The 21,800-nt window shown below is 63.1% G+C and carries 28 protein-coding genes; 13 read left to right on the top strand and 15 right to left on the bottom strand.

Annotated features, from left to right (window positions below; all coding sequences use genetic code 11):
• The first annotated feature begins 31 nt into the window (after nt 1–31).
• The 9 genes from R3E82_22370 (at nt 32) to R3E82_22330 (ending at nt 8,460) form a co-directional block, all read left to right on the top strand.
• Nucleotides 32–2,005 carry a S9 family peptidase gene (locus R3E82_22370; protein MEZ5553641.1) on the top strand — a complete coding sequence of 658 codons (1,974 nt, stop codon included), beginning with the start codon at nt 32–34 and terminating at the stop codon, nt 2,003–2,005.
• Nucleotides 2,002–3,102, top strand: coding sequence for a diacylglycerol kinase family protein (locus R3E82_22365; protein MEZ5553640.1), 1,101 nt, complete (start codon nt 2,002–2,004; stop codon nt 3,100–3,102). Before R3E82_22370 ends, R3E82_22365 begins: the two co-directional genes overlap by 4 nt.
• The gene (locus tag R3E82_22360; GenBank protein MEZ5553639.1) at nt 3,099–4,286 is read left to right on the top strand and encodes a trans-2-enoyl-CoA reductase family protein; all 1,188 of its coding nucleotides are present in this window, start codon (nt 3,099–3,101) and stop codon (nt 4,284–4,286) included. Before R3E82_22365 ends, R3E82_22360 begins: the two co-directional genes overlap by 4 nt.
• Nucleotides 4,287–4,418: 132 nt before the next feature.
• The gene (locus tag R3E82_22355; GenBank protein MEZ5553638.1) at nt 4,419–4,763 is read left to right on the top strand and encodes a DUF6249 domain-containing protein; all 345 of its coding nucleotides are present in this window, start codon (nt 4,419–4,421) and stop codon (nt 4,761–4,763) included.
• The gene (locus tag R3E82_22350) at nt 4,733–5,332 is read left to right on the top strand and encodes a sigma-70 family RNA polymerase sigma factor (GenBank protein ID MEZ5553637.1); all 600 of its coding nucleotides are present in this window, start codon (nt 4,733–4,735) and stop codon (nt 5,330–5,332) included. The genes R3E82_22355 and R3E82_22350 overlap by 31 nt, the downstream gene beginning before the upstream one ends.
• Nucleotides 5,329–5,646 carry a hypothetical protein gene (locus R3E82_22345; protein MEZ5553636.1) on the top strand — a complete coding sequence of 106 codons (318 nt, stop codon included), beginning with the start codon at nt 5,329–5,331 and terminating at the stop codon, nt 5,644–5,646. Before R3E82_22350 ends, R3E82_22345 begins: the two co-directional genes overlap by 4 nt.
• A gap of 101 nt (nt 5,647–5,747) precedes the next feature.
• Nucleotides 5,748–6,974 carry an adenylate/guanylate cyclase domain-containing protein gene (locus R3E82_22340; protein ID MEZ5553635.1) on the top strand — a complete coding sequence of 409 codons (1,227 nt, stop codon included), beginning with the start codon at nt 5,748–5,750 and terminating at the stop codon, nt 6,972–6,974.
• 26 nt (nt 6,975–7,000) lie between these two features.
• Nucleotides 7,001–8,044 (top strand): uroporphyrinogen decarboxylase, encoded by a 1,044-nt coding sequence (gene hemE, locus R3E82_22335; GenBank protein MEZ5553634.1) that lies wholly within the window; start codon nt 7,001–7,003, stop codon nt 8,042–8,044.
• A gap of 14 nt (nt 8,045–8,058) precedes the next feature.
• On the top strand, nt 8,059–8,460 hold the full coding sequence (locus R3E82_22330) for a VanZ family protein (protein MEZ5553633.1): 402 nt from the start codon (nt 8,059–8,061) through the stop codon (nt 8,458–8,460).
• A gap of 14 nt (nt 8,461–8,474) precedes the next feature.
• On the opposite strand, the gene R3E82_22325 is transcribed toward R3E82_22330, so the two are convergent.
• The 3 genes from R3E82_22325 to R3E82_22315 are packed head-to-tail and all read right to left on the bottom strand — an operon-like array spanning nt 8,475 to nt 9,786.
• Nucleotides 8,475–8,879: a nuclear transport factor 2 family protein gene (locus R3E82_22325; GenBank protein ID MEZ5553632.1), complete on the bottom strand. Its 405-nt coding sequence runs from the start codon at nt 8,877–8,879 to the stop codon at nt 8,475–8,477.
• A 26-nt stretch (nt 8,880–8,905) separates the two neighbouring features.
• Nucleotides 8,906–9,331: a VOC family protein gene (locus R3E82_22320; GenBank protein ID MEZ5553631.1), complete on the bottom strand. Its 426-nt coding sequence runs from the start codon at nt 9,329–9,331 to the stop codon at nt 8,906–8,908.
• Nucleotides 9,328–9,786, bottom strand: coding sequence for a peroxiredoxin (locus R3E82_22315; GenBank protein MEZ5553630.1), 459 nt, complete (start codon nt 9,784–9,786; stop codon nt 9,328–9,330). The genes R3E82_22320 and R3E82_22315 overlap by 4 nt, the downstream gene beginning before the upstream one ends.
• Before the next feature lie 128 nt (nt 9,787–9,914).
• Here R3E82_22315 and R3E82_22310 point away from each other — a divergent pair, with 128 nt between their 5' ends.
• Nucleotides 9,915–10,163 (top strand): RNA-binding protein, encoded by a 249-nt coding sequence (locus tag R3E82_22310; GenBank protein MEZ5553629.1) that lies wholly within the window; start codon nt 9,915–9,917, stop codon nt 10,161–10,163.
• Between the two features lie 10 nt (nt 10,164–10,173).
• Here the strand turns inward: R3E82_22310 and ybaK are convergent, their stop codons facing one another.
• The 7 genes from ybaK to R3E82_22275 form a co-directional block, all read right to left on the bottom strand.
• Nucleotides 10,174–10,671 (bottom strand): Cys-tRNA(Pro) deacylase, encoded by a 498-nt coding sequence (ybaK, locus tag R3E82_22305; GenBank protein MEZ5553628.1) that lies wholly within the window; start codon nt 10,669–10,671, stop codon nt 10,174–10,176.
• Nucleotides 10,668–11,228, bottom strand: a complete 561-nt coding sequence (locus R3E82_22300) for a GNAT family N-acetyltransferase (GenBank protein ID MEZ5553627.1) — start codon at nt 11,226–11,228, stop codon at nt 10,668–10,670. The genes ybaK and R3E82_22300 overlap by 4 nt, the downstream gene beginning before the upstream one ends.
• 32 nt (nt 11,229–11,260) lie before the next feature.
• Entirely contained in the window at nt 11,261–11,809 is a 549-nt protein-coding gene (locus R3E82_22295; protein MEZ5553626.1) for a protein tyrosine phosphatase family protein, read from the bottom strand.
• A gap of 15 nt (nt 11,810–11,824) precedes the next feature.
• Nucleotides 11,825–12,253 carry a hypothetical protein gene (locus R3E82_22290; protein ID MEZ5553625.1) on the bottom strand — a complete coding sequence of 143 codons (429 nt, stop codon included), beginning with the start codon at nt 12,251–12,253 and terminating at the stop codon, nt 11,825–11,827.
• 2 nt (nt 12,254–12,255) lie between these two features.
• Entirely contained in the window at nt 12,256–12,639 is a 384-nt protein-coding gene (locus R3E82_22285; protein MEZ5553624.1) for a hypothetical protein, read from the bottom strand.
• A gap of 51 nt (nt 12,640–12,690) precedes the next feature.
• Complete coding sequence (locus R3E82_22280) at nt 12,691–13,119, bottom strand: hypothetical protein (protein ID MEZ5553623.1); 429 nt, start codon at nt 13,117–13,119, stop codon at nt 12,691–12,693.
• A 74-nt stretch (nt 13,120–13,193) separates the two neighbouring features.
• On the bottom strand, nt 13,194–13,367 hold the full coding sequence (locus R3E82_22275; GenBank protein MEZ5553622.1) for a DUF3012 domain-containing protein: 174 nt from the start codon (nt 13,365–13,367) through the stop codon (nt 13,194–13,196).
• A gap of 143 nt (nt 13,368–13,510) precedes the next feature.
• Between R3E82_22275 and soxC the strand changes: the two genes are divergently transcribed.
• From soxC to R3E82_22260, 3 genes are read left to right on the top strand one after another with little or no spacing between them, the layout of a single operon-like run.
• Nucleotides 13,511–14,776, top strand: a complete 1,266-nt coding sequence (soxC, locus tag R3E82_22270; protein MEZ5553621.1) for a sulfite dehydrogenase — start codon at nt 13,511–13,513, stop codon at nt 14,774–14,776.
• Between the two features lie 28 nt (nt 14,777–14,804).
• Entirely contained in the window at nt 14,805–15,395 is a 591-nt protein-coding gene (locus R3E82_22265; GenBank protein ID MEZ5553620.1) for a cytochrome c, read from the top strand.
• 4 nt (nt 15,396–15,399) lie between these two features.
• A complete protein-coding gene (locus tag R3E82_22260) occupies nt 15,400–16,905 on the top strand; it encodes a M81 family metallopeptidase (protein MEZ5553619.1) in 1,506 nt (501 codons plus the stop codon).
• Between the two features lie 13 nt (nt 16,906–16,918).
• Here R3E82_22260 and R3E82_22255 read toward each other — a convergent pair whose 3' ends face one another.
• The 5 genes from R3E82_22255 to argA form a co-directional block, all read right to left on the bottom strand.
• Nucleotides 16,919–17,197: a TMEM165/GDT1 family protein gene (locus tag R3E82_22255; protein MEZ5553618.1), complete on the bottom strand. Its 279-nt coding sequence runs from the start codon at nt 17,195–17,197 to the stop codon at nt 16,919–16,921.
• A gap of 16 nt (nt 17,198–17,213) precedes the next feature.
• Nucleotides 17,214–17,729, bottom strand: a complete 516-nt coding sequence (locus R3E82_22250; GenBank protein ID MEZ5553617.1) for a L,D-transpeptidase family protein — start codon at nt 17,727–17,729, stop codon at nt 17,214–17,216.
• Nucleotides 17,730–17,911: 182 nt separating this feature from the next.
• The gene (locus R3E82_22245) at nt 17,912–18,679 is read right to left on the bottom strand and encodes a GGDEF domain-containing protein (protein ID MEZ5553616.1); all 768 of its coding nucleotides are present in this window, start codon (nt 18,677–18,679) and stop codon (nt 17,912–17,914) included.
• 126 nt (nt 18,680–18,805) lie between these two features.
• Nucleotides 18,806–20,473 (bottom strand): dihydroxy-acid dehydratase, encoded by a 1,668-nt coding sequence (gene ilvD, locus R3E82_22240; protein MEZ5553615.1) that lies wholly within the window; start codon nt 20,471–20,473, stop codon nt 18,806–18,808.
• Entirely contained in the window at nt 20,470–21,774 is a 1,305-nt protein-coding gene (gene argA / locus R3E82_22235; protein ID MEZ5553614.1) for an amino-acid N-acetyltransferase, read from the bottom strand. Before argA ends, ilvD begins: the two co-directional genes overlap by 4 nt.
• Nucleotides 21,775–21,800 lie beyond the last annotated feature (26 nt).

The following is a 21,800-nucleotide window of genomic DNA, read 5'->3' as shown; positions in this document are numbered from 1 at the left end:
TCCGGTCAGCGCTGGTGGGAGAATGAATCCGATGCACAATTGCCGAAACCTGGGCGGCGGGCTGCTGCTGATCCTGCTGACGGTCGGTCTGCCCGGCTGTAAGAGCGGACCGACCGTAACTTCCGTGCCGGGAGATGGGGCAGGGCTCCGGCAGTCCGGAAATCTGGTGATCGACGGTGTTCCGGAAATTCCCCAGACCCTGGTGACGCGTCTGCAGCAGTATCAGAATACACGCGCCGCCTACCTGAGCGGCTGGGTGGACGATGAACTGCTGATCACCACCCGCTTCGGAGACACTTATCAGCTCCATCAGGTTGCCAGCCCCCAGGGTGCCCGCAGTCAGATCACCTTCTTCGACGAGCCGGTATCCCAGGCGTTCCTGCCAACCGGAAGTTCCCACGGGTTCGTGTATGCGCGCGACGTTGGCGGCAGCGAGTTCTACCAGCTGTTCTACCACGACTGGAAGAATGCCGAGTCGCGGCTGCTCACCGATGGCAGAAGCCGTTACAGCGCGGTCGTGTGGTCGAATGCCGCAGACCGGTTTGCCTACAGCACCACCGAGCGTAATGGCGAAAACTGGGACATCCACATACAGGACCTGGAAGGCAATCGCTCAGTGCTGCTGGAAACGGATTCTGGTGCCTGGTCGGCGGCGGATTTCGCCCCGGACGATGATCGGATGCTGGTTGTGCAGTACCTTTCGATCAACGAGTCGCGTGCCTATGAACTGAACATGGACACCGGCGCGTTGCGCCCGCTGCTCGACCCTTCGATTCGGGCGGCGATTGGTGAGCTGCGTTACAGCGGTGATGGCAGAGGCGTTTACTTCACGTCCGATGTCGGCGCGGAATTCATGCGACTGCACTATCTGGATCTGGATAGCGGTGCGCTGAGCGTGCTGACTTCCGACACGCCCTGGGACGTGGAAGGCCTGGATATCTCTGCGGACGGTCGCTATCTGGCTTTCAGTCTCAATGAGGCGGGAGCCTCACGGCTGCGCATCCTGCGGCTGCCCGGGCGTACGCCGGTGGCGCTGCCATCACTGCCGGTAGGGGTGCTGAGCGGGATGCTGTTTTCCCCGGACAGTAAGCGGCTGGCGCTGGCAATAGACCAGGCCCGGGCACCCTCTGATCTGTTTACCATCGACATCGCGCAGCGCCGCCTGACTCGCTGGACAGAAAGCGAAGTCGGCGGGCTGGATCGGACCTCCTTCATCGAACCCGAACTGATCGAGTACCCAACTTTCGATCGCGACGGCGCACAGCCGCGCAGCATTCCCGCTTTCGTGTACCGGCCGCCAGGTTCCGGCCCGCACCCGGTGCTGATCAGCATCCATGGTGGACCCGAAGGACAGTATCGACCGGGATTCTCGTCCTTCAGCCAGTACCTGGCTTCCGAGCTGGGTGTGGCTGTGATCGCGCCGAACGTACGGGGCTCTGCGGGCTACGGCAAGTCCTACCTGCAACTCGACAACGGGCGACTGCGCGAGGACCCGGTAAAGGACATCGGCGCCCTGCTCGACTGGATTGCCGCCGAGCCGACATTCGATGCGGATCGCGTGGCGGTGACGGGTGGCTCCTATGGGGGCTACATGGTGCTGGCATCGCTGGTGCATTACGGCGATCGGCTCGCAGCGGGGGTGGAGTCCGTGGGCATCAGCAACTTCGTCACTTTCCTCACCAACACCCAGGACTACCGTCGCGACCTGCGCCGGGCCGAGTACGGCGATGAGCGGGATCCGGATATGCGGGCATTCCTCGAGTCGATCTCGCCGCTGAATCAGGTCGCTTCGATCACCCGTCCTCTGCTGATCTTTCAGGGTGCGAATGACCCGCGGGTGCCGGCGAGCGAGAGCGAGCAGATTGCTGCGGCGCTCAAATCGGAAGGCACACCGGTCTGGTATGTGGTGGCCCTCGACGAGGGGCATGGTTTCCGGCGCAAGATCAATCGGGATTACCAGAATGCGGCCACTGTGCAGTTTCTCGAGCGGTATCTGATCCGATGAATACATCTGCCGATCAGAAGCGCGTGCGTGTCGCCATTCTTGTCAACCCGATGTCAGGGCGGGACGTCCGCAGGCTTGCCGCGCGCGCCACCAACATGACCCACGAGGCGAAGCGTGACATCGTCGCCCGTATCGCCGCAGGTGCTCACGCCATGGGTGCAACCGATCTGTACGTCGCGAAGGAACCGTTCAATATTGCGGCGGCGGCGCTGGAATATCTCGGTCTGTCGGTGCGCTGTCATGTACTGGATAACAGAGTCACCAACACGGCAGCGGATACCGAGGCGAATCTGCTGGGCTTTCTGCGGGCCGGCTGCCGTGTGATCGTTTCGCTCGGTGGTGACGGCACCAATCGGGCGATCGTGCGCGGTCTGCGCAAGGCGGCCGGGGATCCGGAACTTGCCCGGGCAGCGGAGGATGTACATCTCATTGCCCTGTCTACGGGCACCAACAATGTCTTTCCGGTACTCGCCGAGCCGACCATCGCCGGCATGGTGGCCGGACTGCAGGCTTCAGGCGCTCTCGATGCAGCGGATGTGCGGCGGCGCTGCAAGGTGCTGCATGTCAGCGGCAGGCGCGCATCGGATACGGCACATGAGTTACCCGATGTGGGTCTCATCGATGCGGTGCTGCTGCGCCGGGATCATGTGGGCAATCTGCTGCCGTTCGACGCGGATCGGATCGAGCGCATTCTGCTGACCAGAGCGCTGCCCACAGCCATCGGCATGTCGCCCATCGGTGGCCTTCTGCACCCTGTCCGGGAGGCCGACGACGGTGGACTGCTGGTGGAACTGGATCACCGCAACCCGCCGGGTGCCGATTCGGCCGTTTTTCCAGCGCCACTTTCTCCGGGATTGTTCCGCAATGTCTGTGTCCGCAGTGTCACGCCCATTGCTTTCAACGTTGCGGTGCCATTTGCGGGGCCCGGTGTACTGGCACTGGATGGAGACCGGGATCACAAGCTGACCGACGGACACGCACTGCGCGTGGAAATCCGCCGCGACGGACCCTGGATGATCGATGTGGATGCCGCGATGCACTGGGCGGTGGGCCAAGGTATGATCGCCACACTTTCAGTCGATGCGGGCCACGCATGATCATCAAACCGAAAATCCGCGGGTTCATCTGCACCACTGCACATCCGGACGGCTGTGCTGCCAGTGTCAATGAGCAGATCGCCCGGGTGCAGAGCCTCGGTCCTGTGAAGGCCACGATGCCCAATGTGCTCGTGCTCGGTGCCTCAGGAGGCTACGGTCTTGCTTCGAGAATTACCGCCGCATTCGGCTGTGGTGCTGCGACCCTCGGCGTGTCCTTCGAAAAACCACCGATTGAAGACAAGACCGCCTCCGCAGGCTGGTACAACAATATCGCCTTCGACGCGGCGGCGCGCCAGGCCGGCCTCTACGCCAGCTCCCTGGACGGAGATGCGTTTTCCGACGACATGAAGGCACGGGTGATCGAACGCATCCGGGCAGACATGGGCAGTATCGACCTGCTCGTCTACTCACTCGCCTCGCCAGTGCGTCAGCATCCCCGAACCGGCGTGCTGCATCGTTCGGCGATCAAACCGCTGGGTGAACCGGTACACATCAAGACCCTCAATGTGGAGAGGGGCGTGGTCCATGAAGTGGATCTGGAGCCGGCAGATGAGGAAGAGGCCGCCAACACCGTGGCGGTGATGGGTGGCGAAGACTGGGAGTTCTGGGTCGAAGCACTGCAGAGCGCCGGAGTGCTCAGCCAGGGATTCCGTACCGTTGCTTTCACCTACATCGGCAGTGATCTGACCTGGCCCATCTACTGGGATGGCACTCTGGGCAAAGCGAAAGAAGATCTCGACCGGGCCGCCCGGGCCATCACGAAGAAACTCGCTGCTTTGCAGGGTTCAGGCCGGGTGGCGACCCTCAAGGCGATCGTCTCCCAGGCCTCCGCGGCGATTCCGGCCGTGCCGCTGTATGCCTCACTGCTGTTCCGGGTGATGAAGGATGCAGGCCGACACGAGAGCATCATCGAGCACGTCTACCGGCTGTTCGCCACCCAGCTCGCTGACGGGGCGTCGTTGAATCTGGACGAAGCAGGCCGCATTCGTCTGGACGACTGGGAACTGGCGCCGGAAATTCAGGATGAAGTACGCAGCCGGTGGTCCCGGGTCAGCACGGAAAACCTCAGCGAGCTCGCCGATCTGGAAGGATTCCGCAGTGATTTTCTGAAAATCTTCGGCTTCGGTATCGACGGGGTGGACTACGAGGCCGATCAGGATCCGACCATGGGACGTTCGGTCTGACCCCAGGGCACTCCGGCCGCTGCCCGATGACTGAGTGGTTGGCCTGCGGTTGCCGGTTTTTTTCTCTTTCCATGCAACCGTTCCTGGCCGCGCGGCTATCTGCTGGATAACCGTCAGAGTCAGGAGTACATCTTGGAAGAACTCGTACCCATCGTCGCGCTGCTCAGTGTCGCCCTCGTGCTGTGCTGTGTCTTCTTCTTCCGCTACCGCTCCCGCGCGGACGTGCAGCAGACTGTGCGCGCGGCCATCGAGCAGGGACAACCCCTTTCGCCCGAGATGCTCGAAGCGCTGGGTACCGATTTCGGTGGCCAGAGAGATCTGCGGAAAGGGGTGGTGCTGATCGCCGTTGCCCTGGGTATTTCAGGGATGGCCCTGGGTCTTGCGGAGGCCGACCTGCTCGGCATCGCGGCGATCCCGGCGTTCATCGGTCTGGGTTATCTGCTGCTGTGGCGCCTGACGTCGGCGCAGAAGCGCTGAAAGACTTCCAGGCCGGCGCGACGCCCGGCGATGAGTCGCTGGTGGCCGCGGTGCTGGCGCTGGGGGATGGCGCGGCTTTCGCTGTCCTGATGCGCCGTCATCAGCGCCAGATCTATCACCTGCTGTTGCGTCTGTGCCGTAATCACGCAGCTGCGGAAGACCTCTGCCAGGAGACGTTCCTGCGGGCCTGGTCGAAACTCGAGCACTACGAAGGCCGGGGATCCTTTGCCGGGTGGTTGAGCCGCATTGCCTACAACCTGTTTCTCCAGCACCTGAGGCGGTGGCCGCCGGAGAAGGCCATGGAGTCTCTGGATGTATCCGCTGCGTCATCCCAGGCCGCCGGCGCACTCACCACACCGGATCATGGCGACCTGCTGCCCGAACTGGATCGCCTGCTGGGCGCGGTATCAGACGAGGAGCGCACCCTGCTGGTGTTGAGTTATGCGGGGGGATTGAGCGCCACGGAAATCGCGGCCATGCTCGACAGGGCGCCCGGAACGGTGAAATCCCAGATACACAGGGCCAAAGAAAAGATACGCGAGAAGTTCGCGATAGAGGTTGGGGTATGAAACACGACGATCCCCTGGATGACCTGCTGCAGCGTGCATTTGCCACCGAGCGGGCGGCCTTGGATATGCCGGATGTGGCCGGCACAGTGCTGCAGCGCATGCGCCGCCGGGCGCGGCTGCGGGCACTGGTGCTGGGCAGCGTGGGTCTGATCTGTGTTGCGGTGCTGGAAATGAGCAATCTGTCTCTGGGGTCGATCCTGACATTCTGGGGCCGGGAATTGACCGTGCTGCTGCACGGCGACGCCATCCTGAGTGTGACCCTGGTACTGCTGGGACTCGCCGCGATCGTGGCAACGGACGCGGAATTCGCCTGATCCACGCCGCCCGGCTCTATACACTGGTGGGGCGTTCGGCCCACACCCCCTCTGGGAGACTACGCCTCCACACCCCGAACGGTTGATTCTATTAATGACGGGTGGATGCACATCGGCAGAGCGCGCGCGCCAGAGGATTCCGGGATCTCGGCTACCTTGGATTTGCCCTGCTCGGTCTGGCCCTGGCGTTTGAGCGAGGGCGTCCTGATCCCATGTTCCTGGCTGCCGCAGCAGCGGCATGGTTGCTCTTCGCCCGACTCGCCCCGCGCTGGGGGGTGGAAGAATCGACACTGTGTCAGTTCGACTGCCTGTTCGTGCCTCTGGCCAGTGTGCTGGCCGAAGTCGATTTCTGGAGCGGAGTAGTCCTGACCTGTGTGCTGCTGACGGGGGTGGCCGCCCATGGCGGTCCACGGCTGCTGTTCAAGGGTGGATTTCTCGCCGCTGCATCCTGGCTGATCTCAGGCGGCTTCGCAGTGCCCATCGCCATGCCGGACCCATTCATCTGGCGGGTCTGGGTGTCGATCGTCCTGCTGTATGCCTTTTCCATCGGCATCGCGCTGGTGAGCTATCGCCAGGCACGGCGCCTGCAGGCGCGCAGGGCCGTCGCGGTGCGTGAATCCGAGTCGCTGAAGGATGCCAACTCCCGTCTGGCGAGGTATCTCCCTGCCTCGGTGGGGCGCCTGCTGCTGTCTACCCCGACCCTGCGTCAGACACCCGTACACCGCTGGGTCACCGTGGCCTTTATCGACGTGGTCGGATTCACTGCGCTGGTGGCGGACCGACCCCTGGCGGAGGTTGCAGATGTGGTCAACGACTACCTGGCCAGTCTCGCCGATCTGGTGGCCGATCGGGGCGGTGAACTCGGCAAGTTTCTCGGCGACGGGGTGCTCGTCTATTTTGAGGAAAGCGGTTCCGCGGAGCTGTCGCGGAGCCGGGATGCCGTCCGCTGCGCGCAGCTGTGTGTGGAGGCGAATCGAACCCTGCTTGCGCTGGCCGAACGCTGGAGGCAGCGTGGCCTGCTGGTGTCCCTGCATACCCGCACCGGCATCGCCAGCGGCTACTGTGCAGTGGGGGACTGGGGCGGCGAGGATCGGCTGGATTTCACCCTGATCGGTTCGGTGGTCAATCTGGCCAGCCGCCTGCAGGCGGACGCCCCGCCCGGCGGCATTCTCCTGTCTGAAAATGCTGCCCTGCTGATCTGCCAGGACCCGGTGCTGGCCCGGCGGGTTGAACCGCTGCCCGTCAGAAACCTGCGCGGTCTGGGACTGTGCCGGCCGTTTCGCCTGGTTGACGGGCGCCCGGCGTCTGCTAAGGTGCCCGCGACCTGAAATCACCCCGGGACGCTCCACATTTCATGAGCAACGTTTTCCTCGATGCCTGTGCAGCCAGGCCCACGCCGTATACGCCCATCTGGCTGAACCGCCAGGCGGGTCGCTACATGCCCGAATACCATGCCGTAAAGGGCAAGCTGCCGAGCCTCGAGTTCTTCAAGAATCCGGAGAAAGCCGCCCAGGCAACTCTGGACGCACAGCGCATCCTCGGGGTGGATGCGGCCATCATGTTCGCCGACCTGTTACCGATCATGGAGCCCATGGGCCTGAATCTCGACTACAAGGCCGGTGAGGGCCCGGTGTTTGCCAACCCGGTGCGAAGCGCCAGGGACATCGAGGATCTGCGAGTGCAACCGGCGCTGGAAGCCACCCCTTACATCGCGCAGACCGTGAAGAACATTCTCAGCGGACTGCCGAAAGACATAGCGCTCATCGGCTTTGCCGGTGCGCCGTTTACCCTGGCTTCCTATGCAATTGAAGGTCGCGGCTCACGCAACTACGTACACGTGAAGAAGATGATGTACGAAGCGCCCGGGCAGTGGCATCAGCTGCTCGACAAGCTGACCACTCAGCTGGTGAGCTATCTGCAGCTGCAGATCGACAGCGGTGTGCAGGCAGTGCAGCTGTTCGATACCTGGGTGGGCGCCCTGTCCGTTGCGGACTTCAGCGAGTATGTGCTGCCCCATCTCGAGCGCATGATCACAGCCCTGAAATCCACGGTAAATGCAGTGCCCGTCATCTACTTCGGTACGGGTAACGGTCATCTGCTGGAAGCCACCACCGCAGCCGGGCCCGATGTGCTTGCCTTCGACTGGCGCGTGCCCCTGCTGCAGACCTGGCAGCAGCTGGGGGTTAAAGCCGTGCAGGGGAATCTGGATCCCATTGTGCTGTGCGCTGATCGCGCCACGGTGGTGCGTCAGGCCCGTGCGATTCTCGACGAAGTTGCCGGCAGACCGGGACACATCTTCAATCTCGGCCATGGCATCATTCCCGAGACGCCGGTAGACAACGTGAAAGCGCTGGTGGATTGCGTGCACGAGTATTCGGCGCGTGCCGCGCATGTCTGAACACTGAGCGCCGCTTGTTCGGCATCCTCAGAATCCTTTTTCACCTGGCGTTCTGGCTGCCCCTCGGAGTCTGCACCTGGCTTGCCCTGGTGCCCGACCTGCCGGACAACCCGGTGTTCAGATTGAGTGACATCGTCCTGCATGCCGGGGCTTTCATCTACCTGACCTTTGCCCTGGTGCTGGTGCTGGAAACGGGTCCGCGCAGCGCCGGGAAAACGCCCCATCTGCAGGTCGCCGGCTGGATGCTGGTGTATGGCTGCGCGCTGGAGGTGGCTCAGCATTTCCTGCCGGTGCGCGTGGCTGAATTCAAGGACCTGCTGGTGGACGCCATCGGCATCGCGATTGGACTTGTGTGTGCGCATCTGTTGTCGCAGCGGGTAAGGGACACGGCGACGCGTCTGCTCAGTCTGTTCTGAGTCGAAGCGGGCAGTCAGTCGATGCGGCTGTCCAGCACGGTCTGACAACGCCAGACGATCTGCAGGCTCTCGCCGGAGTCAAGCAGACTGTAGATCTCCAGCCCGGTTTCCGAGTGAGTCGCGCCCTGCAGTTCGTAGCGTACGTCGAAGTACATGTGCGCCATGTGAACCACCGGCGTCCCCGGACGCGATGCGAAGGAAAAGGTCTCGTAGCGGGTGACCGAGAAGTCCAGCAGGGTAGCCGATTCGGAAAAGTCCCGATAACTCGCAACCACCGCGTCGCGGCCGACAATGGGTGTCTCGAGATCCGGTGGCAGCATGACGGTATCCGGATGGTAGAAGGCGGCAAGCGCGTCCGGATCGCCGTGCTGCCAGGTGGCGTTGAGGGCATCCAGAAATTTTCCGATCCGTTCATTCATGTGCTGCTGCCTGGCATGCAGCCGGCTCAGGTTGCAAACAGCTGACCATCGATGTCCTTGAACGCTTTGAATTCCAGCGCGTTGCCACTGGGATCCAGAAAAAACATGGTGGCCTGTTCGCCGGGTTCACCTGCGAAACGTATATAGGGCTCGATGATGAATTCGGTCTTCGCGGCACGCAGTCGATCGGCGAGCTGCTGCCAGTCCGCCATGGTCAGCACCACACCGAAATGAGGCACGGGTACATCGTGGCCATCCACAGGATTCGAGCCGGATGGGCGGGCGACATCGCTTACATGACACACCAGCTGATGGCCGCGGAAGTTGAAGTCGACCCAGTGATCGGCGCTGCGGCCTTCGGCGCAACCCAGAAGATCACCGTAAAAGGACCGTGCAGCGACAAGATCGTGCACGGGAATTGCGAGATGAAAGGGTGTCAGAGCTGCACTCATTGCGGGGGTCTGTTTTCGAGGATCTTTTTGATGAGATCGAGGTGGCTGCCGACAAACAGGTCGGAGACCACGCGCTCTTTGATGATGCCGTCGGAGCCGATGAGAAATGTAACCCGGCGCACACCGAAACCCAGAGGGCCGTCGACACCGTAGCTGCGGATGATTTTCTTGTCCTGATCGCAGAGCAGCGGAAAGGGCAGGCCGTATGTGGTGGCGAAGCGACGGTGGCTTTCCGCGCCCTGGGGGCTGATGCCCAGTATGGAAACATCGGCCGCGTTGAGATCTTCGAAGCGATCCCGGAAGGCGCAGGCCTCCGCGGTGCAGATGGGTGTGAAGTCCGCCGGATAGAAGTAGACCACCACGGCACCGCGCTGCAGCAGATCGCTGAGGCTATGGCTCACGTCCTCCTGGTCACGGGCCGTGAAGTCCGGTGCTCGGTCGCCTGTGCCCAGCATGGTGGGTAGCCTCGCCTGCTCTGGAAGGTTTGTGGTTGTACCCTATTCCCGTTGGCGCAACAATGGCCGGGCTCCGGGACAGGGCTGTAACTGCCGCGGGGTATGGAATCACCTGTGAATTGAGCGCTATGAAGAAACTGTACGTGGGAAATCTTCCCTGGAGCGTCGACGACGCGGAACTGCGCACGATGTTCGAAGCCATGGGAGCGGTGCACTCCGCGACTGTGATTGCGGACCGTGAAACCGGCAGGTCACGCGGCTTCGGCTTTGTCGAGATGGATGACGATGCGGCCGGAAAGGCGATCGCCGAGATGAACAACAAAGAGGTCGGCGGGCGTCCGTTGCGGGTCAGCGAGGCGAACGACAAACGGCGTTGATTCGGGTGACTCACCCGATCGCTGAAGGCCCGTTCGCTCGATGCGCGGTGGTCAGATCCGCGACCCGGGCCTGGCAGCAGTCGATGAGGTCCCGGGAAGCGATTCCCAGTTCCAGTCCGCGTCGCCCTGCGCTGATGTAGAGGGTGTCGAGTAACAGCGCCCGGCTGTCGATGAAGGTCGGGAGCTGTCGCTTCTGCCCGATGGGACTGATACCGCCGATCACATAACCTGTCAGGCGCTCGGCCGTGATGGCCGGTGCCAGGGTGGCGCTTTTTGTTCCGCAGATACGGCCCAGCGCCTTCAGGTCGAGGGATTCGGCGACCGGTATGACCGCGACGCCGTGGTTGCCACCCTCCCATTCGAAGATCAGCGTTTTGAACACCACGGTCGGGTCCAGGCGGAGTGCGGCAGCCGCGGCCACACCCAGATTGCTCGTCTCGTCCACCTGGTAGCGCAGTACCTGATAGGGGATACCCGCCGCGTCCAGCGCACGAATGGCGGGGGTCATGAGGGATCGGAATCCGGCAGGTACGCATCCACGCTGTGACGCCGGGGTCCGCCGGGCAAGGTCAGAACCATCAGCGCAACCCGCTTGTTGCCACCTTCTGTGGCCTGCTCATCCACCGCCCTGAATCCCATGCGCTGATGGAACGACAGGGAACCGGGATTGGGCGGTTCGACATTGACCTCACAGGTGATCAGACCCTGGTTGCGACGGTGCTCGATGAGTGCCTGATAGAGGCGCTTGCCGATCCCCTGGCCGCGTACCCGGGGATCAACCACCACCCGATCCACGTAGGCAAAGCTGGGATAGCGGTCCCGGAAGTAGAGGAAGTTCGGACTGCCGTAATCGGCCTGCTCGTTGAGCGCGAGCAGAAATCCCGCCGGGCTTCCTGGCGCCGCGGATTCCCGGGCCACCAGCAGGACTTCGGCCTGCCGGTGCAGCTTTTCGAGCAGATTCCGATCGATCCGGTTCACCGCGGGCACGGCCGCGGTGTTCATGGTCAGCAGCGCGTCGTAGTCGTCCGGGTGCGCGGTCCCGATCTGCAGCGCCTTGTGTTTCATCTGTTACCTGATCTTGAGATCGCCCGGCGCGTTCACTGCGCGGCGCGAACTTCGAGCGATTCGCCAAGAAAGCCTTCAATCGGCAGGCCGCCGAAGTTGATTCCGTTGGCCCGGGCGATGGCATCTTCGAGGGAGAGCCCACGGTGACGGTAGAGATAAGCGGCATAGAGGTGACTGGCGCGCCAGGCCACCGTGCAGTGGAGGAGTACCTTCCCCTCTGCCGTGGCCAGAACGTCTGCGAAGCGTTCCAGGGTTGCCGGCGCGTATGGCGTGTCCGGTCCTCCGGAGGGCAGATGGACGTAGTCCATACTGAGGTCCGCCAGGGTGGCGGCCTCATCGAAAGGCAGCGCACTCATCTCCGGCTCGGTGCGCAGATTGATCACCGTGGTTACCCCTTCCTTACGCAGGCGCGCGAAGCCCTCGGGAGTGGGCTGGCCCGATATGTAGAGGCGCTCGTCCGCCCTGGCCAGCACGGTGTTGAATCCGGTTGCGTCCAGCAGTACGGCCGGTCCGTCTGCCCGCGCCTGCGGGAAAGCCAGCAGGGAGAACGATATGAGGGCAGCTGCGGTGGCAATATTCATCAGACGGTCCAGACGCTATGGATCGGTGGATAGTACCGGATGGTCGGGATGCATGTGGAACTCGAAGGCGCAGCCGGTACTCAGTTCGAAACGCCAGGCGATCAGCGTGCCCTTGTGGTCACGCCTGGGCGCTATGGCTGTGAATTGCGGTCGCCCGTCGAAGGCCACCGGCACACGGGCGGTGAGATCGCGCCAGCAGCGGTCGTCCTCCGGGGCTGTGCCCCGGGGTCTTGGCGGGTGCCGGTAGACGACGCCGGAGCGGTGATCGATGACGGCCACCTGACCATGTTTGGTTTCGATTTCGAGATGTCCACTGTGCTGAGAGTCTGTTCCGCTCTGCTGTGGGCCCGATCGCCAGCAGACCAGCCGCACGGATGCCGGATGCTGATCGATGAACTCATCGAAGGCGCGCTCGACGGGCGCCCCGGGCTCGGTGTCTGCCACAATCAGCGGACGAGGCGGCCGCCGAATGCCACACGACCTCGTGCAGAGGGCAGATACACCACGTGCACATGATCGGTGTCGCGACCCAGTTTGCGGGCGACCACGCTGCACACCGCGGCCGCCTCGATGGCGAGCGCTTCGGTGTCGCCGATGTCGGCCTTGAGCACTTCCACCATCACCGGATTCAGGTCCTGGTCCAGGACGACATCGTTCTCCGCGTAGTACCGGCGCGGCTGACGGCGGACTTTGACCCAGGTTCCCGAGGGTTGTGATCCGAACAGCGCACCCAGGTCATCGGCGATTTCCTGGAGCTTCACCGCATCCGGCAGATCTGTCAGACCACTGGCCGGGTCTGCTTCGAGAATTTCGATCGTCACGATGGGCATGAGACCTCACTCCCTGCTGCAGGGTGGTGCCCGGTGCCGCCGCGCGGCCCCCTAGACCAGTGGGTAGTACTCGCGCCGGACAAAGTCTATGGTGGCGAAGGGCCAGCACCTGCTCAACCACGCCTGCACCGTTACAAACAATTCGGGCGTCATGCCTGCAGTATGTTCCTTTTCCCGCATCCACAGATACACCTCGGCGTCGGCGCTGGATGAGGGTTTGATATACACGCAGCCGATCACCTCGTCAGTAGCGGGCGCCAACACGCTGTAGGCGAAGGCGATCCGCGCATCGAATTCGGTCTCGTGACGGATCAGATCGGCCCGGTTTTCTTCGAGGGTGAAGCCGATCCTGGGCCAGCCATTGGGGCTGTGTGCCCGCAGTCGCTGCCGGGTTGCCATCACTGCTTCGTAGTCGGATCGGGTCAGATCTTCCGTCAGCTTACGGAGCCGGAAGTCCGGGTGTTCGAGTCCTTCAGGCACGGCAAAGGATTCGGGCACCAGCGCCGTAGCGCGGGCAGAAGCGGCTGGGCTGGCGGGGTTGCCCGTGCGGGTGGTCAGTTGTAAGTCTTGAGAACGCAATGTTTCGCGAAGCTGGCTGCGTCGTTGGCAGTCCAGTCGCCCTTTGGTGTGTCCACCATTTTTTTGCACCAGGCATCGCTGCCGACTTCCGGGGTGCAGGCTGGCAGCGTAAGCGCCAGCAGTGCAGCGAAGAGTGGACGGACGGTCATGGCGTGTGCTCCCGGATCGATTCATTCTGTCGGGATAATGCCGCATGGTTCCATTCGAGTCACCCGGGATGACACCGTCGTTACCCGGACCCCGGGATGGCATACCATGTCGGGGCTGGAGGGAAATTCAAGGGCGGGGCGATATGCAGGACTGGGATTCGACACGGATTCCTGCAGCGGGCAACGGGCTGCTCGATCGGCGCCTGTTTCTCCGGGCAACCACGTCACTGTTCGGCGGCGGCCTGCTGCTGAGCGCACAGGCGGCGGGCGCTCCGCGGGCGGCGTGGAGTGTGGCCCCCGGGGCACCCCTTTCCGGCTACGGCAAACCTTCGGCGCATGAACACCGTGTCCAGCGTGTGGGTATAGGGTCACAACCAGGCACCACCGGCAGTGGCGCGTCGCGCACTCCGCTGGAGCGCCTCGAAGGCACGGTGACACCCAGCGGACTGCATTTCGAGAGACACCACAGCGGTGTGCCCGCTATTGATCCCGAGCAGCACAGTCTGGTTATCCATGGTCTCGTGCGTCGTCCTCTGCGCTTCAGCATGGCGTCGCTCACCCGCTATGCGATGCAGTCCCGGCTGCAGTTCTTCGAATGTTCGGGTAACAGCGGGATCCAGGTGTCGAAAGTGCCCGCAACCCTGACCTGCGGCGAGATTCATGGACTGGTTTCCCAGAGTGACTGGGCCGGTGTGCCGCTGAACGCCCTGCTCGAGGAAGCGGGCGTGCTCCCCCAGGCGCGCTGGCTGATCGCGGAAGGGGCGGATGCCGCCCGCCTGAGCCGCAGCGTGCCCCTCGCAAAGGCCTTCGACGATGCACTCATCGCCCTTTATCAGAACGGTGAACGGCTGCGACCGGAAAACGGCTACCCGGTGCGCCTGTTCCTGCCGGGCTATGAAGGCAACATGAGCGTGAAATGGCTGCAGCGCATCGAAGTCACTGCCGCACCGGCAATGACGCGCTATGAAACCTCGAAATATTCGGATCTCGGACCGGATGGGAAAGCGGCTCTGTTCACTTTCCCGATGGGGGTGAAATCCGTGATCACCAGCCCTGCACCGGGACTTCACATGGGAGAACCCGGCGTCTATCAGATCAGCGGACTGGCCTGGTCCGGGGCGGGCAGGGTGCGCACTGTGGAGGTTTCAGCTGATGGTGGACGCAGCTGGGCTCCGGCCCATCTGGACGAACCCCCCCTGCCCCAGGCGCTGTGTCGATTCCGCTGCGCCTGGCGCTGGAACGGCGCACCCTGTCAGCTGCTTTCCCGGGCAACGGACGAAACCGGTGCGGTGCAGCCAACCCGCGCGGCCCTGGTCGAGTCCCGGGCACCTGGCGCCATCTATCATTTCAATGGCATTCAGGCCTGGCAGATCGATGCAGCGGGAGAGATCCACAATGCCTTTGTATAGGGCGCAGAGGTTTTCTGGATTTTTTGCGGTGCGCGTACAACTGTGGCGCGCGCTGGGCAGTGCGTCAGGCCGCCGCGTTGCAATCTACGTTCAGCTGGTCACCCTGCTTCTGCTTACCAGCCCGGGCTGGGGCGAGCGGCTGAATCCGGACCTCGGTGAGCCGCTCACCGCGGCGGAGATCGGCGCCCTGGCAAAGACCATCCTGCCCGACGGCACGGGTCTGCCCGCGGGTTCGGGTAGCGCCGCCGCTGGCGGCGAACTCTATGCCGTACATTGTCAGGCCTGTCACGGAGCTGACGGGACAGGCGGCATCAACGACCGCCTCGCCGGTGGCCAGGGGTCGCTCGCCGGACCGGCACCACTGCTCACCGTCGGCAGCTACTGGCCCTACGCGACCACCCTGTTCGACTACGTGCGTCGTGCGATGCCTTACCAGAGTCCGGGCTCCCTGAGTGACGATCAGGTTTACGCGCTCACTGCCTATGTGCTTTTTCTCAATGGCATCGTCGCTGAGAATCATGAGCTGAACGCCCGCTCACTACCCGCAGTCCCCATGCCGAATGCCGGTGGTTTCCACTCAAGCTACACAGAACATCCGCAACCGTCGGATCCAGGGTGAATCCATGCACGTTGTCATAGCCACACTCAGTCACGAGACGAACACCTTCTCGCCGGTACTCACAGATCTCGATCGCTTCTCCGGTGGCCGCGGCGTGCCCCTGGAAGGAGAGGAGGCGATCCGAACCTATCGGGGCACCGCCAGCTGTGTCGGCGGTTATCTGCAGGCGGCTGCCGAAGTCGGCGCCCGGGTGACCATTCCGGTGGTGGCGGCAGCCCCGCCTTCGGGTCCTGTGGAAGACGACGCCTTCGAGTATGCGTGCGCGAAGATACTGGCGGCGGTGGCCGGTGGCTGCGACGCGCTGATGCTGGATCTGCATGGTGCCATGGTCACGCGCACCTATGAAGACGGCGAGGGCGAACTGCTCAGGCGGATCCGGGAGATCGCACCCAGCCTGCCGATTGCCGTTGCGCTGGACATGCACGCCAATCTGTATCCGGCCATCGTCGAGCACGCCACGCTCATAACAGGCTATCACACGTATCCCCACATCGACATGGATGGCACGGCCCTCAGAGGCGGTCGAGCCATACTCGATTGCGTGACAGGAAAAGTGCGCCCCACCATGGTCTGGGGTAATGCACCCATGCTGCCGCATGTGATGCGCCAGGGTACCGACGACTTCCCCAATCGGGAACTGCAGCAGCGGGTGATCGAAATGGAAGCCCAGGGCGGTATCGCGGTGAGTCTGTTTACAGGTTTTCCCCACGCCGACATTTACAACGCCGGACTGTCGGTGGTGGTGGTGACAGACGCCGACCGGGCGCTGGCTGAAAGCTGGCGCGATGAACTGCTCGACCAGGCGTGGCAGGACAGAGCCGCCTTCGTCTATAAGGTCGACCCGCTCGAGGAGTCGGTGGCCCGGGCAAAACAGCTTGGTGAGTCCGGGGCGTCCGATGGCCCCGTGCTGCTGCTGGATCACTACGACAACACGGCATCGGGCGGCACCATGGATACCACAGAAGTACTGGCGGAAATTCTCAGGCAGGGCCTGGAAGACGTTGCCGTATTCGGAATCTTCGATCCGGCAGCCGTTGCGCAGATGGAAGCGGCCGGTATCGGCAACGAAATCAGCCTGGATCTTGGCGGCAAGCTGAAGATGCCGGCACTCAAGGTACAGAGCAGACCACTGCGGGTGACGGGCACGGTAAAACTGTTGAGCGAAGGGCGTTTCCCGGCCACCGTTGCGATGTCCCGGGGTCTGACCATGAACATGGGCAGGACGGCCGTGCTGCGTATCGGATCGGTCGATGTGGTGGTCATTTCCCGGCACATCGAACCCTTCGATCCGGGCTGTTTCCGCTCCCTGGGCATCGAGCCGCGCTCCCGGCGTTTTCTGATGCTGAAATCCCGCATCCACTACCGGGTTGGATTTGCTCCCCTGGTCCGGGAGACAGTGGAATGCGCCGGGGTCGGGGTGTGCACCTCAGACTACTCCCAGCTCACATTCAGCAGAGTGCGCCGGCCCATCTATCCTCTGGACGGCGTCAACACCCGGGACCCGGTTTAAACGGACTGCAGCATCAGTTCGCTGCGGTCCAGAGCGTCCACAGCCCGATCAGGATGAAGCCTGCCCCGGCGACATAGGACAGGTACTTCGGATCGATCTGGTCCGCTACGAAACTGCCCGCGGCGACACCGACCGCGGTGGTGGCGATCAGCGCGGCGGAAGCGGCCAGAAACACCGTGAGCAGACTGACCCCTTCGCGGCTGGCAAAGAGCAGCGTGGCGAGCTGAGTTTTGTCCCCCAGCTCAGCGAGGAAAACGGTGCCGAAGACGGTGAGGAAGATTTTCCAGTCCATTGTGTGCCCGCAGGTTTCAGGGTCTGATTTCGATGAGTGTTCCGAGATCCACCAGTTGCCAGAGCTCATCCATGGCGGCATTGGTGACCGCGATGCAGCCATCGGTCCAGTCGTAGCCATAGCTGCTCGAAGTTCGGATCAGACGGCCGTTCGGGGTGCCGTGGATCATGATCTGTCCGCCGGGCTCGTAGCCGCGCTCCTCGGCGGCCAGGCGATCCCGCTCGTTCGGATAGGAAACCCGCAGGGAGCGGTAGAAGGCGCTGTCCGGGTTCTTGAAGTCGATGAGATAGATGCCTTCCGGGGTACGCTTGTCCCCTTCCTGGAGTTTGTGCCCCCGGGGATTGAGACCGAGGGAAATCGGATACTGGCGAATCGGCCTGCCGGCGCTGAAGAGAGTCAGGAGGCGCTCGGATTTGTCCACCAGGATGCGGGACGCGCGCAGCCCCGCAACACCGTCTGCTGCGGTCCCAGGGCTGTCTGCCGCGGCAGTCGGGAGTGCCAATGCGGCGCTGTCGGCCTGAACACTCGGCATGCCTGCGCCGAGCCAAAACACCACGGCACAGAGTGCTGTGACGAACGGATGCGGTCCTGGCTGTCTGTTCGACGTCATGGTTTCCGATTCTGTCCTGCCGGACCCAGGTATGCAATTCGCGGCTGGCGGGTACATGAGTCCCCGTTGCGGCGCCGCGGCAGAAGGCGCAGGCCTTGTGCTGATCACGATGCGGCCTGGTAGCGGCGGTCGATATCTCCCGCGGCAGGCGAAATATGCACGCGATTACGGCCCGCCTGTTTTGCCTCGTAGAGCTGTTCGTCGGCGCTGTGCAGCAGCTGATCCAGCGGAGTGCGGCTGCTCTCGCAGGTTGCCCCACCGATACTGACAGTGACCTGAATCGATACATCGGCGGCGTCGATCGCCGTGGCGCGGATCGCCTGCACGACCCGCTCGGCCAGGAGTGCGGCACCCTGTCCGGCGGTATGGGGCAGGAGCAGTGCGAATTCTTCGCCACCGACCCGGCCGAGCAGATCTGAGTCGCGAATGGTCCGGCGTATGACTTCGGTGATCTCCACCAGCACCCGATCGCCACCGGCGTGGCCATAACGGTCGTTGACCTGTTTGAAGTGGTCGAAGTCGATGACCAGCAGACTGGTCGGGTAGCCGTGTCGAGCGGCCAGCGACAGCTGCTGTTCGCTGAGTTCGAGAAAGCGTCGCCGGTTGAGGGCGCCGGTCAGCGAATCGATCTCGGACAGGACGCGCAGCTGCTCGTTGGCTGTGCGCAGACGACAGGTGAGGGAGATGTACTGATAGCTGCCCACGGGCGCGATCACAGCCGGTGCGAAAATCGCGATGAACAGGCCCATGCCGAGCTGGAAGGCGCCGGTAAAAAACCAGGTAATGGCCAGCGTGATCGCCACCGAGGCGGCGATCGAGATCAGCGTCACCAGTAAGACGCGCTGGAAGATCCAGGTTCTCGGGGCATCCATGCTTGCAGTCCGCGGGCTCGTCCGCCGTGCGAGCTTTCATGCTAGTGCATGGCGGGGCGATGAACTGAGCACCCGGTCACAGGGTGCCGGCAGTCACCGCGTGCCGGCGCGTCTGGGCGTCCGCCGTCAGAGGTCGGTGACTGCGCCCAGACTCGCTGAGCTCACCAGCTTCGCGTATTTCGCCAGCGCGCCGCGGGTGGTGTAGGGCGCAGGTGGCTGCCAGCGGGCCCGCCGTCGCGCGATTTCCGCGTCGTCCACCTGCAGACGGATTTCCCGTGCTTCGGCATCCACGGTGATGGTGTCGCCGTCTTCGATCAGGGCAATGGGTCCGCCTTCGAAAGCTTCGGGCGTGATATGGCCGATCACGAAGCCGTGGGAACCGCCGCTGAAACGTCCGTCGGTGATCAGTGCCACGTCTTTGGAGAGCCCGCGGCCATTGATGGCGCTGGTCGGTGAGAGCATTTCACGCATGCCGGGTCCACCCCGTGGACCTTCATAGCGCACCACGACCACATCACCCTTGACGATCACCCCAGCCATGATCGCGCTCATGGCGGCCTCCTCGCCCTGGAAGCACTTGGCTTTGCCTGTGAACACCAGCCCTTCGTGCCCGGTGATCTTCGCGACTGCGCCTTCGGGGGCCAGATTGCCGTGCAGAATGACCAGATGGGAGTCCTTCTTAACCGGATTGCTGAAGGGCCGGATGATCTGCTGACCGGCGGGATAGTCGGCCACCTCCGCGAGATTCTCCCGCAGGGTATTTCCGGTCACCGTCATACAGTCCCCATGCAGCAGACCTTCGTCGAGCAGTCGCTTCATCAGTGGCTGGATGCCGCCGATCGCGATCAGTTCACTCATCGCGTACTGTCCGGCCGGACGCATGTCGGCGAGCACGGGTACCCGGGCGCCGATGCGGCTGAAGTCTGCCAGTGACAGGGGCACATTGGCGGCATGCGCGATGGCCAGCAGATGCAGCACGGCATTGGTTGAACCTTCGAGGGCGATCACCGTGGTGATCGCGTTTTCGAAGGCTTCCCGGCAGAGGATGTCGCTCGGGCGCAGACCGCGCTCGATCAGATTGAACACCGCGGCACCCGCACGATAACTGTCGTCGCGCTTGGCCTGGGATACGGCTTCCTGTGCGGAGCTGTTGGGCAGAGACAGACCGAGGGCTTCGATGGCGGAGGCCATGGTATTGGCCGTGTACATGCCGCCGCAGGAGCCGGGTCCGGGGATGGCCGTGCGCTCGACTTCCTTGAGCGCGATGTCCGAAACATTGCCGGCGGCATGTCCGCCGACCGCTTCGAACACGGAAATGATGTCGCGGCGCTCAGCACCCGGCTGAATGGTGCCGCCGTAGACAAACACACTCGGCCGGTCGAGCCGCGCCATGGCGATGGCGCAGGCGGGCATGTTCTTGTCGCACCCGCCGATGGCGACGAATCCATCAAAGCCCTGGGCGCCGACCACCGTTTCGATCGAATCTGCGATAACCTCCCGGGATACCAGCGAGTAGCGCATGCCCGGACTGCCCATGGAGATGCCGTCGGAGACGGTGATCGTATTGAACAGCACGCTCTTGCCGCCCGCTTCGTCTGCGCCCATGCCGGCCGCGTCCGCCAGCGTGTTGATGTGCATGTTGCAGGGCGTGACCATGCTGAAGGTCGAAGCGATGCCGATCTGGGGCTTGCTGAAATCCGCATCGGTAAATCCCACTGCGTGGAGCATGGCCCGGCTGGGAGCGTGGGTGACACCATCGACGATGGTGGACGAATAAGGTCGCTTGCTGGTCATGCCTTGGTTCCAAGTTGTTTGATCATCACTTTTGAATTGCGTTGAAAGTTGTAGAGGGCCTGTTTCGGTGCCGGCAGGTCTTCAATGGGTGCATCCACGAAGGCGTTATCCAGAAACCAGTCCCGGGTCTGGGTGGTCAGTACAAACAGGCGTCCGGCACCCATGGTGCGCGCGGTCTTCTCGGCGGCTTCCAGCAGACTCAGGCCCACACTCGGGTCGGCGTCGCGGTAAGAAGGATGCACGGCCACACAGGCCAGTTCCACTGCATCACCGTAGGGATAAAGCGCACAGCAGCCGATCACCGTATTGTCGATGGCGGCAACGAGGAAATGTTCGATCTCCGCTTCGAGTCGATCCCTGGAGCGTCGCACCAGCACACCGGACTCCTCCAGCGGCCGGATCATTTCCACGATGCTGGCAACATCCGCCGTGGTTGCAGGACGGATGAACTCACTGCCGGTTTCCCGGATCTGAGTGCCGGCACCCTGGGCTGTGAAGAGCTCCCGGAGCAGCGCGCCGTCTTCGCTGTAGCTGACCAGCTGACAGCTCTTCAGGCCGCCGCGGCACGCCCGGACCATGGATTGCAGATACTGTGACTGCTGCGGATCGCCGTTGGCCTCGGCGATGCTCTGCAGCTGGGACGGGCTCATCTGGGAGATGCGGTCGCCATCGCCGTCCGTGAGCGCGCCGCTGTCATTGAACACGATGAGTTTGTCTGCACCGATGGCCAGGGCCACGTCTGCCGCCAGCTCGTCCGAGGCCAGATTGAAGACCTGACCCGACGACGAATACCCCATGGGCGACATGAGCACCAGTGCACCGCTGCCGAGAGCCCCGTGAATCCGGGTGGCGTGCACCTTGCGGGTGCAGCCGGTGAGCTGGTGGTCGACCCCGTCGATGATGCCCAGGGGGCGGGCGGTGACGAAGTTGCCGCTGACCACACTGATTTCCGTTTCCCGCAGGGGACTGGTGGGCAGGCCAGTGGAGAACAAGGCCTCCACCCGGGTTCGCAGCTCGCCGAAAATACGCAGCAGAATGGACAGGTCTTCTTCTCTCGTCACCCGGCGGCCATTGTGGAATACCCCGTCCGGCAGGCGATTGGCGATCTGGGAGCGGGCACCGTGGACGATGACCAGGCGGGCACCCAGGACGTGCACCAGGGCCAGATCGTGCACGATGTTGACAAAGTTCGGGTGATCGAGGGCTTCACCCTCCAGCAGGACCACGAAGGTCTTGTTGCGGTGCATGCTGATGTAGGGTGTTGAATCCCGGAACCATCGGGTGTAGCCGCTCGTGTCCAAGGGTGCAGACTCTTGCCGGGAGAAGG

The organism is Pseudomonadales bacterium (assembly GCA_041395945.1).
Classification (GTDB): domain Bacteria; phylum Pseudomonadota; class Gammaproteobacteria; order Pseudomonadales; family Azotimanducaceae; genus SZUA-309.
This window is presented reverse-complemented; position numbering and strand designations above follow the sequence as displayed.